At 36.4% G+C, this 14,857-nt stretch carries 18 protein-coding genes; 6 read left to right on the plus strand and 12 right to left on the minus strand.

The annotated features are described in order from the left end of the window. Positions 1-335: 335 nt before the first annotated feature. A complete protein-coding gene (locus SULKU_RS14055) occupies positions 336-656 on the plus strand; it encodes a hypothetical protein (protein ID WP_013450053.1) in 321 nt (106 codons plus the stop codon). Between the two features lie 3 nt (positions 657-659). Here the strand turns inward: SULKU_RS14055 and SULKU_RS14060 are convergent, their stop codons facing one another. Then, positions 660-1,421 carry a hypothetical protein gene (locus tag SULKU_RS14060; protein WP_013450054.1) on the minus strand — a complete coding sequence of 254 codons (762 nt, stop codon included), beginning with the start codon at positions 1,419-1,421 and terminating at the stop codon, positions 660-662. Between the two features lie 325 nt (positions 1,422-1,746). On the opposite strand from SULKU_RS14060, the gene SULKU_RS14065 reads away from it, so the two are divergent. From SULKU_RS14065 to SULKU_RS14075, 3 genes are read left to right on the plus strand one after another with little or no spacing between them, the layout of a single operon-like run. Then, positions 1,747-2,769: a hypothetical protein gene (locus tag SULKU_RS14065; protein ID WP_013450055.1), complete on the plus strand. Its 1,023-nt coding sequence runs from the start codon at positions 1,747-1,749 to the stop codon at positions 2,767-2,769. After that, a complete protein-coding gene (locus tag SULKU_RS14070; protein ID WP_013450056.1) occupies positions 2,759-5,359 on the plus strand; it encodes a hypothetical protein in 2,601 nt (866 codons plus the stop codon). The genes SULKU_RS14065 and SULKU_RS14070 overlap by 11 nt, the downstream gene beginning before the upstream one ends. Continuing rightward, on the plus strand, positions 5,352-7,454 hold the full coding sequence (locus SULKU_RS14075; RefSeq protein WP_013450057.1) for a tyrosine-type recombinase/integrase: 2,103 nt from the start codon (positions 5,352-5,354) through the stop codon (positions 7,452-7,454). Before SULKU_RS14070 ends, SULKU_RS14075 begins: the two co-directional genes overlap by 8 nt. Here the strand turns inward: SULKU_RS14075 and SULKU_RS14080 are convergent. The 9 genes from SULKU_RS14080 to SULKU_RS14115 are packed head-to-tail and all read right to left on the minus strand — an operon-like array spanning position 7,438 to position 11,131. Next, a complete protein-coding gene (locus SULKU_RS14080) occupies positions 7,438-7,836 on the minus strand; it encodes a hypothetical protein (protein ID WP_013450058.1) in 399 nt (132 codons plus the stop codon). The genes SULKU_RS14075 and SULKU_RS14080 overlap by 17 nt on opposite strands. 48 nt (positions 7,837-7,884) lie before the next feature. Further along, positions 7,885-8,103, minus strand: a complete 219-nt coding sequence (locus SULKU_RS14945; protein ID WP_172633627.1) for a hypothetical protein — start codon at positions 8,101-8,103, stop codon at positions 7,885-7,887. Then, complete coding sequence (locus tag SULKU_RS14865) at positions 8,049-8,318, minus strand: WGR domain-containing protein (RefSeq protein WP_342613700.1); 270 nt, start codon at positions 8,316-8,318, stop codon at positions 8,049-8,051. Before SULKU_RS14865 ends, SULKU_RS14945 begins: the two co-directional genes overlap by 55 nt. Next, positions 8,266-8,628, minus strand: coding sequence for a hypothetical protein (locus tag SULKU_RS14090; RefSeq protein WP_013450061.1), 363 nt, complete (start codon positions 8,626-8,628; stop codon positions 8,266-8,268). Before SULKU_RS14090 ends, SULKU_RS14865 begins: the two co-directional genes overlap by 53 nt. Continuing rightward, the gene (locus tag SULKU_RS14095; RefSeq protein ID WP_013450062.1) at positions 8,609-9,232 is read right to left on the minus strand and encodes a hypothetical protein; all 624 of its coding nucleotides are present in this window, start codon (positions 9,230-9,232) and stop codon (positions 8,609-8,611) included. The genes SULKU_RS14090 and SULKU_RS14095 overlap by 20 nt, the downstream gene beginning before the upstream one ends. A gap of 9 nt (positions 9,233-9,241) precedes the next feature. Then, complete coding sequence (locus tag SULKU_RS14100) at positions 9,242-9,949, minus strand: hypothetical protein (RefSeq protein WP_013450063.1); 708 nt, start codon at positions 9,947-9,949, stop codon at positions 9,242-9,244. Continuing rightward, on the minus strand, positions 9,939-10,268 hold the full coding sequence (locus tag SULKU_RS14105) for a hypothetical protein (RefSeq protein ID WP_013450064.1): 330 nt from the start codon (positions 10,266-10,268) through the stop codon (positions 9,939-9,941). Before SULKU_RS14105 ends, SULKU_RS14100 begins: the two co-directional genes overlap by 11 nt. After that, the gene (locus SULKU_RS14110; protein WP_013450065.1) at positions 10,249-10,725 is read right to left on the minus strand and encodes a hypothetical protein; all 477 of its coding nucleotides are present in this window, start codon (positions 10,723-10,725) and stop codon (positions 10,249-10,251) included. The genes SULKU_RS14105 and SULKU_RS14110 overlap by 20 nt, the downstream gene beginning before the upstream one ends. Position 10,726: 1 nt before the next feature. Further along, complete coding sequence (locus tag SULKU_RS14115) at positions 10,727-11,131, minus strand: hypothetical protein (protein WP_013450066.1); 405 nt, start codon at positions 11,129-11,131, stop codon at positions 10,727-10,729. 306 nt (positions 11,132-11,437) lie between these two features. On the opposite strand from SULKU_RS14115, the gene SULKU_RS14120 reads away from it, so the two are divergent. Further along, positions 11,438-11,677 (plus strand): helix-turn-helix domain-containing protein, encoded by a 240-nt coding sequence (locus tag SULKU_RS14120; protein ID WP_013450067.1) that lies wholly within the window; start codon positions 11,438-11,440, stop codon positions 11,675-11,677. Beyond that, complete coding sequence (locus SULKU_RS14125) at positions 11,674-11,952, plus strand: DUF4282 domain-containing protein (protein WP_013450068.1); 279 nt, start codon at positions 11,674-11,676, stop codon at positions 11,950-11,952. Before SULKU_RS14120 ends, SULKU_RS14125 begins: the two co-directional genes overlap by 4 nt. A gap of 768 nt (positions 11,953-12,720) precedes the next feature. On the opposite strand, the gene SULKU_RS14130 is transcribed toward SULKU_RS14125, so the two are convergent. Both SULKU_RS14130 and SULKU_RS14135 read right to left on the minus strand, forming a co-directional pair. Continuing rightward, positions 12,721-13,602 (minus strand): hypothetical protein, encoded by an 882-nt coding sequence (locus SULKU_RS14130; protein ID WP_013450069.1) that lies wholly within the window; start codon positions 13,600-13,602, stop codon positions 12,721-12,723. After that, a complete protein-coding gene (locus SULKU_RS14135; RefSeq protein WP_013450070.1) occupies positions 13,603-14,826 on the minus strand; it encodes a DnaB-like helicase N-terminal domain-containing protein in 1,224 nt (407 codons plus the stop codon). Between the last annotated feature and the right edge of the window lie 31 nt (positions 14,827-14,857).

Consider the following 14,857-nt stretch of genomic DNA (forward strand, 5'->3'; position numbering starts at 1 on the left):
CCATCTAAAATAAGAGATTATCTCCATTAAATGACCTCTATGTTTTGAATAAAACAATTCTTTTTACTCTTTGTTGCTATTAATCCTTGAAGAATTATAGCAAAAAAGCACTATACATACAAGATAATATTGTATTATCTTAGTATTAATAACAAAACGAAGCCATATTGTGCATCAACATTCCAACTGATTGCTCCATATAGCTAAAGCGTATTATCTATGTTATATAAATATTTATAGTTTCAATAATGTCATTATTATTGACTATATACGCATTTATAGCTATTATACTTCTATTATATAGCCATAAAGCATTACTAAAAGGAAATAATCTCATGAATAATGCAAAAATAGACCGTAGAGTCGTTTTAGATAGCAATAGTCTCGAAGAACTTTCTAAAATCGCCAATTCACTTGATTTAGACAAAGGGGTTAATGAGCGAGAACGTTTAGGAGCGGCAATTGTGAGTTTGCTCGAAATCAAACGACAATTTGATAAAGAGTTCATTGAATTGGATCAAACAAGTAAAGAACGGATCCATACGATGATCGGGTTTGGGGAATATGCTTCCAAAGAGGCAGTGGTTACCTCATCGATCGAAAAGTTATTCGCCGAGCATCGAGAGAAAATAATCAAGAAGATTGAGGCACTATAATTATTACACGCACTTGAGTTTGATGATTCTATGTTGCGAATCGATGTTATTAATAGCATCTTCAAGATTGAATCCCAGATGAGCCAAAATCAATTCCATATCATCGACGATTTCATGCCGTCTTTTTCGGCTACTGTGAAATGGTTTATGATGGGCATTGTCATTACGAGACTTTCGTATCGACTCAAGCATGGTCGTCATCGATTTTTTACCAATTTTCTTGAGCTTATACCCTTTAAACTCTTTTTCTTCAAATAGGTCTGCTAAATCCGCCCAAAAAGAAATATAGAGTGTCTTCAATCCGCCAAGCAATATATAATCGAAAACCTGAAATGTATCCAAATTCCGTATGTCTTCACCATCTAGTTTGATTATTTCGGTTGATTTATCTAAGGTGTGCTGAATTTTTGGAGGAACTAAAGAGGGGGTATGGAACCAATCATCTTGATCTGGAGAACTGTATTTTTGAGATAAAACAACTGCAGCTTTTGAACGGATCGCGGTCTCAAAAATATTGAACAGTAAAAACATCACTTGATGCTCTTTGATATGCTTATTGTACAGTCCCATCAAAAAATCAAAATCTGATACTATAGACTTTTCAGGATTGGTCGTTTTGATATGGGCAAATTCTTTAATAGCAATTTTGAAATAAGCTTGATTGACAAGATCACCGGCTTTTCCAAATTTGAAATATTCGGTGTGTGTATTATCGATATTTAACGCCGTACATAACTCAGCCAATACTTTATCGTGCAGCGTCAATTTTTTCCCTTTATTGCTATTTAACTTTTTTTATTCTATCATTCCAATACTTAGGCTTTCTAACGGACGCACATTGTCTGGTACTGCTTGCAGCTGAAAGCCAAGTCTTTCGTGTCATTTTTTTACTCACGCCTCTTTTTAACCCATCCAGTTTAACAGTCAAAATGCGCCTTTAAAATCAAAGCAAAATTGTATTAAGTTTTAATTTATAACTAATATTATTTTAGTTATTTACTATATTTATTTTAGGTGATTGATAATACTTATTTTATTAAAATCTATAAAATGTGCTATAATTAATAATTACAACAAAATAAGAGTGTTTATGGTTACAGGAAAAACATCTATTAAAAGCATTTTAGACCTGATTTCAAGAAAAAAAGAGTTGAATATTTATGTAAATCGTGAAAAAAATAATGAAGCTCTTATGGAAAAAGTCGGCGATGAATTCATAAAAATCTTAGCAGTTGAGCCTTTAATATTCTTTCATAATAACCAAAATTTAACTGACCAAATAGACTTTGACTTGTCTGATCTATCTGATCATATTTCCCATATGAATGACTCATGGAAAATTAATTTTTTTCGACTCCTAAATGACAAACAAGTTGAACAAATTGAAATAAATTGGATAGGAGTTTATTCTCATGAATCTAACGGGCCAGATTATGAAAGTGTAAAAATAATCGGTTTGCTCAATACTCTCAACGTTCCTGGAAAAAACACATGGAAACCTGATTTTGAATGGGTAGAAGATCATCTGATAAACCTAAGATCATCCACAATATTAAAATTTTTGGATCATATTCCCACAAAATCTTTTTTTGGTTACTTGTTTAGTAATCATGCAAAACGGAATATTCGTTCCTATAAAAATACCCTCAATTTTTTCGAATTACCTTCTCAGATCGACCTTTCTGATAAACGTTTTCACAGAGTGCTTGACTACACCATCCGATGTTCTCTATGCAATGCTATTCATCATGTCTATTTATCCCACCACAAAACTCACAAAAAATTTATTGAGAACAAAGCGCTTTTTTCAAACTGTAAAAGTACTAGAGAAATTCTAACAATTGATGGTGATCGTATCTATTTACGATGCGGGCATTTTGGGCATGAGTACTCAAATCCAAAAAGACCTGATTTTTCAATCAGTGCAAAAAAATACAAAATCAACACAAAACAATTGACAGATGAAGATTATGACAGAATTTACCTCTTCATCCGTTCTATGAATACGTATGATACGAACTATGCTTATAACCGTTTAGAGAATGAAAACGAAATCAAGACGATCAAACATTCAGAATATTTTAACTACATAGAAAATCTCAATGAACGATGATCTATCAATTTGTAGTCAGATTTTACTACCATTTTTAGCGGACGATGAAGTCCTGAATGAATGTAATTCAAAGCACACTGCGACTGCGTTAGTGCAATTTTTACAAATGGTATCTTCAATGGAAGATGATGCGAATGTTTTTCAATCAATATTGGAATCTGCTAAGGTTACGGATACGATGAACCTTGCTCAATACCGTAATAGTGTTATGAATCTTGTGGTTGATAAACAATTAACATCATTAAAACAATACAAAAAACAGTTCAATAGCGAACAGCTGATTTATGTTTATTACGCTTTGTCAAAACAAATATTGGCACGAACATTAGATCCTGAAAATTCCAAAGAAGTCAAATTCATCTATCAGATGACTTTGACTTTGCACCGCTACATACTCTTATACGTCACAAAAAAATCTACCCCTATTCAAACATCTATCAAAGATACAACTAAAAATTTAATACGCATCAATGACATCTTATTAAATGTGCTTGGAAACAAGCATCTTGTTCCCCATTTGTATGATTGGTTATTTAGCGGACACGAAACACTCAATTCCATTGATTTCTATTTACACATTGTCAGAATGATAGTTAATCATCCAAATACTTTTGTCTTATATGGAGGGGGTAAAAATTCTGATCATAAATATCTGAAAATTGAACGTGGAAGTGAAAGTTTTCAAATCGATTTTAGTGGAAGGGTTAGTAATGCAGGGGCTAAAAAAAAGAAAAGCGATCATACACAAAACAAAGATATTTCTGGCATAGAATCTGCAGCTAATCCATCTGACCAAGCATATAATATCAACTATAGCGGTTTTTTTAAAGATGCCAAAAAACATATAGAAACTATCATAGAAGCTAAGCCTGGAAAATCCGAGAATAGCAAATCAGGAAATGGGGGAAATTCTTACGAAAGACACCCTACTCCTCCTGAACCGTTTGAGGTTTTCAATGAATCCATAATTCCCGCTCTTTTTAATGACATTGATTATGCCGATCAGGCTTTTTACCCAAAAGAATCAAGCCGATTTCCCCATACAATCAAATTCCTCGAAGACGTTGAAAGCCTATCTGAAGAAAAAAAGAAACCGCCTACACTTCGGCAGCAGATGAAGCACTGCAAGGCATTTTCAGCAGCGGTGACCAAATACAGACTCCTTTTAACTACAGACTACGACACGCCGACACTTTCACAGCTATCGTTTTTCTTACAAACGTTATTAGAAAAGCCATTCACAAAAAACAAAGTTGATTCGACCTTATACAGTGAACAAGATATTCAGAGAATTATGTTGGTGGCATGCATAGTGACCGGGATAGAATACGACCGATTGATTCAGATATTGGAACGTTCAAGCAACAGTAGAAACAGAGTTGAAATTATAAAAGAGAAATATCTTCATCTACAACTTGATGAATCTTTGCAGGTTCAAGATGACTTGAATGAAAATTTATTTCACAAGACGGAACGAAATATTACCTATAAGCTTCCGTATATCCTTGATTTGCTACTAGATGATGTCATCAAACATTTTAACCAATATCATTTTTTGAAAAATGCAAATCAAAAAGAATTTATTGAATCATACATTCAAGATATGGCTGTGAAAATACATTTCAAACCTAAAGATCTCTGGAGACTCTCTCTTACTTACCGGAGAGAAGAGCTGACCAGTGATGTCAATGCCATGTACGCCATGGGTAAGTTTCAGCAAAATGACAAACCTCGGATGCATTATCATACAACACCGAAACGATCAGTCATACATAGCAAATGGCTTGAGAAATATTCCGAAATACTTGGTACGGAATCTCTGCTGGCAACTGCGATGGGGCTCAACCCTTATCAGCCAAAACCGGTGAGCAAAGAAACGGGCACCGAATTAACTGGAAGCAAAAAATATATCAAAGACGAAAGCCTTACATTGTTTTTCAAAGAGATCTCTTCGCTCTATTTCAAAACTAACGACCCTTACATTAAACATAATCTGCTCTCTATCCATTTGCGATACGCCATGAGCGTTTTGTTAGGTACCAGAGAATACAACGGATCGGATCATTTTTCCAAGATCAGTTATTCCATAGGCGTGATGATAACTTCAGAAAAGGCACAAACAGAACTCTCCGGCACACGGATTATTCCAATGTGCAAGACAATCGTTGATATGATCCGAAACTACATACACTATTGCCAGCTACACTTTAAAATAACACCGCTGCAACCATTTTTATTTAGATCTATTTCTAAGACAAAAGATTGGAAACCTTACCCTTCAGAAATTACATTTAAAGCATCCATGAAAGAATTTACCAGTGATATGTTGATAGCTTCTATGTATGACAACATTTCCACATTTATCAGAGATGTTCCTTTGAATATCGGACGCTATATCGCTTCGAACCATTTTGAGAAAATGGGGTTAAACTACCATTATCTCGAAGCGTACTTGGGGCACTATTTTGCTGGAGCCGAACAGCACGGCAAATTTTCCAGCATGGACACTCAAGAGTACATACGGTCCATCGCAAACATGACTGAATCATTTGCACACAGATATGGCATCAGGAAGCTGATCAATGTTTGAATCCTCTCTGATGCTGTTTATAGAAAAAGCAAAAAAACATCCATCAATTCCTAAAAACTTTATTGATTCGGTAGTATTGGTTTTAAACCGAATTCATAATAACACAAATGCCAAAGAAGTTGAAATCATCAATCAAAAATTTGTGTTTAACACATCATTCATCGAGTATTTTGCCAATATCATTGATCTACCAAAGAGCTCAGACAACACCATATATTACAAAAATTTTCTACGATTAAAAAAATTCAAAATCATCCACCAAAAGTCATCTGATTTTTATCCAAACAGACTGCGGCTGCTTTCCATCAATCCTAATCCGATATCATTGCTACATGAAGAGTTCAGTCAAATCGATCAGTACCTTGAAGCAAAAAAAGCGTTTTTGCATGATCTTGATTCCATTCAAGACAAATATACACTTATTGGCGCTTTATCCATTTACTTGCATTATTACCATTTTCCCAATTTCACCAAAAAAGAGCTCTATTCCCTTTCAAGATGCCATTACTCAGTTATAGATTCAAATCGTGTCTGCCTGTTTTATCCTAAACGTTCCCCTCTTGCGTTAAATGACAGTGGAAATACCTTCTATCAATCCGTTCTGCTCGATGAAATTGCATCAAAACTATTTCTTTACGACAAAAATCTCTTTACAAATCTCGACACTGCTTATATTTATAAACAATTATCTTCCTACCAAAAAATGGTATTTTCTTATATGAGCTCTGATGCTATATCCATCGCCCGTAAAAATCATTTTTTGTTTTCCCATACCCCTGTAGAGTATTCCATCAAAAATAAATCACTTCGCCCTCCTATGCTCTGTTTTAATGAAATCAAAGCTATATTTCCCCAATGTTCTGAAAGTGGAATCGGTCAAATTGAATCAAAACTAATTAATAAAGCCAGCCTCAAAGCCTCCTCAATCAGCCTCAATGAAGAAAATGACGACGACGATTTCATGGAAGACAATTCAGAAATTTGGTGGTCATATTCGGATATGTTCGCATTTAAAGAACTACTCAAGACTCAAAAATCGATACATAAATCGATTTTAGAAAATGCGTTAAAAGAATTGGATTCCCATAAGGAACAAGCTGATACTAGAGGTGATATTCACTCCAAGATGATATTTGAATTTCTTTACCATTTGGTCATTCGGCTTGATGGCAAACACAAGATCAGGCAAAAAACATTCAAAAATTATTTCTCAACACTAAGAGTCCATTTATTCAATAAAGTCAAAAATCTCGCAAATCCGCAAAATTATGAGATTCGGAAAATCATTCAATATCTTGAAAATAATGGGTATAAAAAGAAAACTGTTTTTAAGATCAAGTACCTAATTCGGCGTTTTTATCGCTTCCATTCTCATAATGGGATCAACATCGATATCGCGTTGAACAGCTATTCGAAGTCACTTGTTTTTGATTTTGAGATTGATTCCATTTTAGAAGAGCTTGAAATTGATTTCCGGCTTCAGCATAATTTTAAAAGAGAAGGGAAGTGGGTCAGATTACAACTACTCCAACAAAAAGTGCTTGTATTATTGACTTTCTATACTGGAATGAGAAAAAAGGAGATCCTTTCGCGTTTATGGAAAGATTTCATGCTTTTTGGCAACGAAATCATAGTGGATGTCAATAATGAAGGAATGAAGCCTCTTGGATGGAATTTGAAAACAAGAAATGCAAAACGCAAAATATCTGTAAAGATTCCTATTCCTCACCACCTTGAATTGATCAAAGAGTGGTATGATCTTCGCTCCTCCACCTCCAAAAGCGGGTATTTATTTGTAACACAAAAAAGCAACGGATCCCCTAAGGTCAAAGAACCTCTACCAGAATCTATTATTGAAATTTTTAACACAATTATTGCAGAGAAAACAGGTCGATATTGTACTTTTCATTCATTAAGACATTCATTTGCGACTTATGCTTTTTTAGAAATCTTACGCTTAAAACAAAACTTTCCGTATGCAATCATCGAATTAGCTGTCAAACTTGGTCATGAAACACCTGAAACAACTATCAATACCTATGTTCATTACGATGTTGCGCAGCTTCTCCAAACGGATGTTAGCGTTCCTCAATGATTTTTAAACACTCCGCATCATCCGCCATCTCAATCGTATAATGCTCGATTGAGAGTTCAATGGCACGTTTAACCTGATACGCTTTTTTCTCATCTAGCGAAAAACACTCTATTAACAGATCAACCGCTGCATGTGGCATCGTAAAACGCCATTGATGCTCGTCGTAAGATTCACCACAGCGGTCAGTATCATTTGGATGGGAGGTAATGAAGTTGCCTCGCCTATAGTAACGTATCTGAGGATCATCTTCACCCTCGTAGATGCGAAATAGCTCCTCTTTTTTTTGATTGTGTTGTTTTTTTGGAGAGCGTTTATAGCGGATAACATAAATTATCAAGCCCAATAGTACAATGATATTTAGAACCATCCAAGTATTACTCATTTTAGTTTTTCCTTAATCGTTTTGAAATGATTGGTTATTGAGAGCGGTTTAAAAAAGATTCAATACCCTTCTGGAAAACGCACTCTGTGGATAAAAGATAATGGTGGCGGCCGTAAATGCAAACACAAATAAAAAAAATGCCACCCCAAATTCTTGAATACTGTGCACTCCTACCCCTGCAAAAAGTGCAGGGATAAAAAAGATCAAAGCACTCATCCATTGTTTAATGCGCATCGGTTTGTATATCCCTTTTTTAGTTTGGCACATATCAATGATTGCATCGACTCAGCGGCAGTTTCTGCACTGTCATAAATCTCACTAATCACTCCGGTGGGCTTGAGTTTCTTGATCGAACCATAGGTACGGACTACCATCCACTCAGAAAAGAGGTTTGGAATTAGCTCAATCGTGTAATACCGTATCCTACCCTTAACGCTTCGTGTCATCGTCATTTTCATAATCGTGTTTCCCGAATTTTGCATCTTTAATAGCACTCACTTTGGATCCATCTTCCATTAAATGACCTACGTTTTTGGATTTTTGGTACGCATCGATCTGCTCTTGGGTGATACCGCTTTCACAGTACCCCCGTTTCATATCCTTGTTGTTCAGATATCGCCCGACCAAACCCAGCAAACCAATAATGGCTAATGTAGCGGCGATGATAGTTGTGGGATTGATCTGATCATCGAATCCGTAGGTTTGTCCGTATTGGTAGATAGCCAGCCCATAGATTTGCACAAGTACCAGCAGTGTCCAGTAGGTTAGAAATTTAGACATTCTTTTGCTCATGGTGTACCTCCTTCATGTATTCATCACTCGATTCATAATAATCTCCTACAAACTCATTCCACTCTTTGAGCTCCGGATCGTTTTTATAGAGTTCCGCCATCGCAGCAGCTCCTTTTTCGATTGTGGCTTTACGTTCCTCACGGGCCTTGGTTTTTTTGTGTCTCTCGCCCAGCTGTCGAAACATCCAAGCCATCCATCCAAAAATACCGATCAATATACTCGTTCCGATAATGATCTGCGTTGTTATACTGATACAGTGCGGTTCGCTGCTGTTGAGTATTTCACACTGATCTTCAAGAATCTCTACTCCTCGATTCCCCTTAAATAGGTATTGCCCTTTGTGCTCCCATCCACTGCTCTTAGAGATGAGAAGCGGATGGGCATTATCATCTTTACAGATAACCTCCCCTCCCCTATCAAAATGATTCCCATAATAACCCTGCCTATCGTTTCGGCTGCAGATATCGTCTCCCCAGACCATAACTAAAAGTAAAAACAACCCAACTATCGGGACGATCATCTCTTTGAGAAACGTTACGCTCACTGCACCCACCAAGAGTATCAGCCCCATCAATGCCATCATATCCATATCAAAGTGACTCATTTTTCCCCCTTATGCCGCAATCGGCCCTTTTAATGTATTTCGTGCTGCTTCCTCAAACCAGCTCATATCAAATTCTGCAGCTTTAAGCAGTTCGTCGTAGAGTTTTTGCTTGTAGCATTGGATATGTTTGAATCGCTCAGAGAGGAGACGATGGAGATTTTGGCTCCCGGCAAAGAGTAATAAAGCAATGATCTTCTCATTCACCTCTTTGATGTTGTTGGGATAAGGTTTCATCATCGGTGCAGTACCGCTGATGGCACATAGGTATCCATAAGTCTCTCCGCGTGTGAGAGGCATCAATGCGCTCACCAGCTCCTCATCGCTGATTTGGGAGGCATGGGCAAGAATCTGTTTGGTCCAGTTTGCATTTTTAGCGTGTTTGAGTCTGACGTTAAATGCAAGAGCGTCTACTTGAGATAGGTAAGCACGCTTCATCCACAAAAACTGAATCCGATCGAACATCTTAGAAAAAAAAGCTCCAATGCTTTTGGTGTCGATCCCCATGTTGTCATAGACAAAGACGCAGTTACGGTGTTGATGCTCGATCGCATGGGTAATCGCTTCAATGAGGGCGAACTCTTCGGCTTCGTGTACATTCATGGCGTGGACAAATACAGAATGGCTTTGGTTCGTATAGAGGTTTTTTACCCCTATTCCCGCCTCTTTGGTGAGGTGGTCATACGACGCATCACTGAGATATATGACATTATTTTCCATGGGGTGTCTCCTCCTTTTGGGAGTGTTCTGCATGCTTTTCCTCTTCATGCATCGTTTTAAGATCCCGTATACACTGACGGCTTTGCTTTAAAAGGATCCACAGTGTGACCAACATCGAGAGAACCATAAAGAGCAAGCTTGCTGCCAATAGCCATTTCATCGCTACACCTAGCCCAACTCCCACACTTAAAACTAAATACCCGACACTGATTAGATAAAGTCGTTGACGCCGTTCATGTATGATAATCCGTAGCATCAAAACACTAAGTCCCCAGTAAAAAAGACTTAGAAAAACGATATCACTCAGCTCTTGTGTCATCTTTTTCCTCCTCAACACCTAGCGTCACCGCCCGCAGTGTCATCAACACACCTATGAGTGTGACTAAGACCATCCAATACGGAACACTTGAGGGTTCTGGAAAAGCTTTTTCAATCACCCTACACACTCCAGGATCATTAATGATTACATCCCCTTTCACAAATCCGGTCCCCTCCTCATATCTCCACCCACTTAAGCGATCAACCCTAGCACTCTCCCCTCTCCATAAACCGCAGGACAATGCCTGCCCCTTATGAAACTGCTCCATCAAAAAACGCTCACCTAGGTAGTGTGTGTGGTTAGTGTAGGCAATGGTAAATACTCCCACAATCACCACTATCCCGACAAAAACAAACTCAGCCCCTCTTCCATAGAGGATAAATCCAGCTCCTATGAGCAGCAATACACTCAACAGCCACACTTCACCGGTACTGGTAACCAACATCTCAGGATGCATCTCATCTCTCCTCGTAAGAGTATGAGAGCACAGCAGAGCGTTCATGGATACGATAATCTTTATACTGACACAGATACACACTTCGAATTTCGCGTTTCAATACACCGCACACGTTGTACCAGGTGAATCCGAAAAAACTTTTTTTATGAATTAGCTCTTGGGGATGGAGGCAAAGAATCTTTTCATAATCCAATCCCATCCCTTTATGTTCGGTATAGAGAGTTTGTTCCCCTTCAATTTCATATCTCTCCTCAACAGAGTCATACCGCATTATCGCGTCACGGAAAATTTTATGCTGCTCGTCACACTCCACAAAATAAAAACGCTCCCCCTTAGGGTTGATCAGGATCTCTTTTTTCCCTTCATCAATGAGTAAATCGATATCGCTAAAACACACATGGCTCATGAAATCTCCTTTTAGTATGAGTAAAAATAAACATACGTTTATAATTTAAGTAATTATATACTCATATATAAACAATGTCAACACCTGATATACTTATATGATTATATTTAATCACAATTTATTACCTATATGTAAATTTATGACATTTTGCTAAGCGGGTAGTTGTTAGAGACAGTATTCTTACAAAGTAAACATTTGATTATTTAATGCATTATTTAATACACAAATAGTGTATTTTTAGTCATTTAGTAAACATTTGATGTGATTTAGATAGAATTTTATAAACGAATAAGTATTTGGGAACCAATGGACAAACACGCTTTTAACGACTTACTTAAAATTGCAGGGCTTTCTAAAAAGGAATTTGCCGAGATTTTAGGGACGACCGGCGGTACGATCAGTAACTGGGGGAATGAAGATCGCGAGATCCCTTATTGGGTAGAGTCGTGGTTGAGTCTCTATATTGAGAATCAGCACTGCAAGAAGATCAAAGAAGCGATTAGTAAAAGCGGTGTATGCAATTTAATGGATAAAAAACCCAAGTGAACTTTCTAACCTTTGACTCTTTTATCTCAATTCCGATACTGATTGCTCTGTATTACCTGGGAGCATTGATGATCCCTGCCCTGCTTTGGTACAAGCGTATATGGGTTATTAAAATAGCCGATGCATTGATGCAAACATTCCCCATTTCCACCTCACGGCTTGTTCTGGGGTTCATGGTTTTATTTATCGGATTTGAGATACTGTGGCGAATGATGTTTGAGATGTTTATCGGGTATTTCAAGATGATTGAGTATTTACGCCATTTGGCTTATTGAAATTTTAAAATTACGTTTACTAAAACCCTCTCATCCATCTAGGTACCATAGCGCCTTCCCCCTGTTCCCAATGCATTATCGATTTGAGTGATCAATTTTTCAGACTTTTTAGGAATCGTTCAGAGATATAAACACCATATTTGATAATAATGTAGGTCACTTAATGGAATGTGTAGGTCATTTAATGGAGCGAACTTATTGGTTCATACTACGTGAATTATCGGTATTTACGTCATTTCACGCTTTTTTTAAAGCTATTTACATAAAAAATGCAAACCCATAAGTTACCTATTTCCCTTTGATAGGGTATTTTGCGTAGGTCAAATAATGTACTCACTTTTTTTATGTAGGTCAAATAATGCCAGCAATTCAAAAATGTAGGTCATTTAATGGAATACAAGCCTTCGATGGTTATTTCATAACTATTATTAACCGATTGCTTATCTGTAAAAGAAATATTTGCCATTTAATGATTCAAAATTACTTTTTTCACTTCATATCTAGTTTTTTAACGTGCACAAATTCATTATATTCTCATAAATACCTGTATTTTAATAAGTATTTATTATTGGTATGTCGGTCATTTAATGGGAAGTGTAGGTCATTTAATGGGATTTAGCGATATGTGTAGGTCATTTAATGGGAAGTGTAGGTCATTTAATGCACAGATATCCCTATTTTAGGGACTTTGCGTTTTTACTCTATAGAGTATTATAGATTATATAGAAATCTATAGTAAGGGGGCGAGGCTTTTGTGCCTCCCCTCCCCTATTTTGAGAGCAAAGACTGAAGAGGAGCAGAAAAAGTGATTTTTGCATCTTCTTGTTTGCGATATAAAATCTTTTTGATCTTTTTTCGTCCAGATTCAGTTACTTCTTCTTCAAGTGTAGAAATACCAAATTTTTCCAGGGTGTCTATATTTGATTCAATTTCACGACGAGCAGTTCTTATGGCATTTTCACTGTCTTGAGGGTAACCTACTGTTGTTAATAGAGCTTTTATTTCCATCTTTGAAGCATCCTTGTGTGTCCAAAAGAAACGGACAATCGCTCTGAGTAATGCGCTTTGAATAGTTAACAACTTATCTAACTCATCAATATAACCGATAGTTAATTGACCTTCAATGTAGTTTCTATATTTTGAAGAGAATACAATTTTAAATTCACCTGTCTCTGGGATTGCACCATCATCTTCGAGAATTTGAAATGCGTAATATTTTTTACTATGGTCTTCCATTTCTATGGACGTATTACGAATTTCCCGAATCTTTGTCCGTAGCCATGTATGATTTGAACCGGCTGTATTTCCGTATCGTTTTAAAACATCCGTTTCATTAAAAAATACAGCAACACTACCGCCTTCCAATTCTTCGATATTATTAGCAGATGCAAAAATACAGTCTAATAAATCTCTGTGGACTTGAGTTAAAATATTACCAGTAACAAGAACTTTTCCCCATGATGTACTAATCGCACGAGAGCGTTTGTTTTTAATGAAATTTTTGTAAATAAGACTTGTTGAAGAAACTTTTTCAATAGGTGCCCATAGGCCAGTTCTGAGTTCTGAAACAGAAACGTTAGATCGTTCCATTTTTGAAATAATGTCAATCTCAAATTTACTTTGATTCGGGGAATCTTTTCTTTTTGCCATCTAATCTCCAATAAATACTGAATTGAATCGTTCAGAACGACCAGAAGTAGTTGAATTATCTTTGCTAGGGAAAATTTGTCGTTCAACTTCGTTTGATTTTAAAATTGCGCCTGCATTATAATTATCTTTCGCGAGACGAACAAGTCGCATATGTAATTTTGATTCATCAATCTCTTTGTCTTTGTTTCGTATGCGATCAACTTCATAATGAAGGCGTGCCGCATCAACTATAGCCCCTGCTCCACGAGAGCCAGCAGTTCCTTTAGTTGAATGATGAATAAAAACAATAGTTTTTTCGTTTTTTCCTGCATATTCAGTAAATAGTTGCATGAAAAATCGAGCATGTCCATTATTGTTTTCATCGCCTCCAAAAAAAGCAATAAGCGGATCAAGGATTATCAAATCATAAGGATCAAAAACTTTTTTCATATCATGCCAAATAGGATCTGTTGTTACTTTATTTCCAATAATATTTAGTAAATGTGGAGTTGCGTCATCTGCAATATCTATTTTAAGATTTGGTATAGAGTTTTCAAGTACACCTGAAAGAATTTTATTTAAACGTGATTTAGAAAGAGTTTTTGGATCTTCTGAAAGCCATAAAAATGCTCTGGATGTTTTGTTTTGAATACAAAAACGAGCGGCAATTTGTAAAACGGTCCAAGTTTTTCCAGAACCTCCAGGTGCTGTAACTAATGAGACAGTGTTACGAGGAATAGGAAGCCAATCTTTTAGAATGAATTCAACTTCTTTTTCTTCAATTTCCTCATGATTCGTAGGATGTGGCAATCGTCGATCTATACTCATCCCCTCTTCAAGTGCTACAATTAATTCTTTGGCCGCATTTATTGGATCTTCTGCTTGGGCAGCTTTTTTAAATTGTGTTGATAGTCCTAAAAGAGTTCTTCTATCTTTATATTTTGCAAGTTCTTGAATATAAGGTGTAATACTAGCTATTGGGTTTGCAGTTAGAACTTCAATCATTACTCTTTCATCAAATTGTCCGATTCGATTTAATTCAGATCTCAAAAATTCTTCATCAATGGGTTTATCCATCGCAGTTAAATTGATCATAGCAGTATAAATATTTTGATGGGCAACAAGATAAAAATACTCACGTGAAAGTTGATTCGATATATATGTAAAATCGCTAGGATTAAAAATAATAGAAGACAATATAGATCTTTCAAATGGTATATTATAGATCTCTAACTCGTCATTCATAACTTCCCCTACTTACCTATATTCACTTAAT

This window comes from Sulfuricurvum kujiense DSM 16994, assembly GCF_000183725.1.
GTDB classification, from domain to species: domain Bacteria; phylum Campylobacterota; class Campylobacteria; order Campylobacterales; family Sulfurimonadaceae; genus Sulfuricurvum; species Sulfuricurvum kujiense.

Excerpts from the sequence above, each read along its gene's own strand:
- SULKU_RS14070 (WP_013450056.1), top strand. The coding sequence starts at position 2,759 with ATGAACGATGATCTATCAATTTGTAGTCAGATTTTACTACCATTTTTA.
- SULKU_RS14065 (WP_013450055.1), top strand. The coding sequence starts at position 1,747 with ATGGTTACAGGAAAAACATCTATTAAAAGCATTTTAGACCTGATTTCA.
- SULKU_RS14130 (WP_013450069.1), bottom strand. The coding sequence starts at position 13,602 with ATGGCAAAAAGAAAAGATTCCCCGAATCAAAGTAAATTTGAGATTGAC.
- SULKU_RS14110 (WP_013450065.1), bottom strand. The coding sequence starts at position 10,725 with ATGCATCCTGAGATGTTGGTTACCAGTACCGGTGAAGTGTGGCTGTTG.
- SULKU_RS14090 (WP_013450061.1), bottom strand. The coding sequence starts at position 8,628 with ATGAGCAAAAGAATGTCTAAATTTCTAACCTACTGGACACTGCTGGTA.
- SULKU_RS14105 (WP_013450064.1), bottom strand. The coding sequence starts at position 10,268 with ATGACACAAGAGCTGAGTGATATCGTTTTTCTAAGTCTTTTTTACTGG.
- SULKU_RS14055 (WP_013450053.1), top strand. The coding sequence starts at position 336 with ATGAATAATGCAAAAATAGACCGTAGAGTCGTTTTAGATAGCAATAGT.
- SULKU_RS14080 (WP_013450058.1), bottom strand. The coding sequence starts at position 7,836 with ATGAGTAATACTTGGATGGTTCTAAATATCATTGTACTATTGGGCTTG.
- SULKU_RS14075 (WP_013450057.1), top strand. The coding sequence starts at position 5,352 with ATGTTTGAATCCTCTCTGATGCTGTTTATAGAAAAAGCAAAAAAACAT.
- SULKU_RS14865 (WP_342613700.1), bottom strand. The coding sequence starts at position 8,318 with ATGCAAAATTCGGGAAACACGATTATGAAAATGACGATGACACGAAGC.
- SULKU_RS14095 (WP_013450062.1), bottom strand. The coding sequence starts at position 9,232 with ATGAGTCACTTTGATATGGATATGATGGCATTGATGGGGCTGATACTC.
- SULKU_RS14135 (WP_013450070.1), bottom strand. The coding sequence starts at position 14,826 with ATGAATGACGAGTTAGAGATCTATAATATACCATTTGAAAGATCTATA.
- SULKU_RS14945 (WP_172633627.1), bottom strand. The coding sequence starts at position 8,103 with ATGTGCCAAACTAAAAAAGGGATATACAAACCGATGCGCATTAAACAA.
- SULKU_RS14115 (WP_013450066.1), bottom strand. The coding sequence starts at position 11,131 with ATGAGCCATGTGTGTTTTAGCGATATCGATTTACTCATTGATGAAGGG.
- SULKU_RS14120 (WP_013450067.1), top strand. The coding sequence starts at position 11,438 with ATGGACAAACACGCTTTTAACGACTTACTTAAAATTGCAGGGCTTTCT.
- SULKU_RS14100 (WP_013450063.1), bottom strand. The coding sequence starts at position 9,949 with ATGGAAAATAATGTCATATATCTCAGTGATGCGTCGTATGACCACCTC.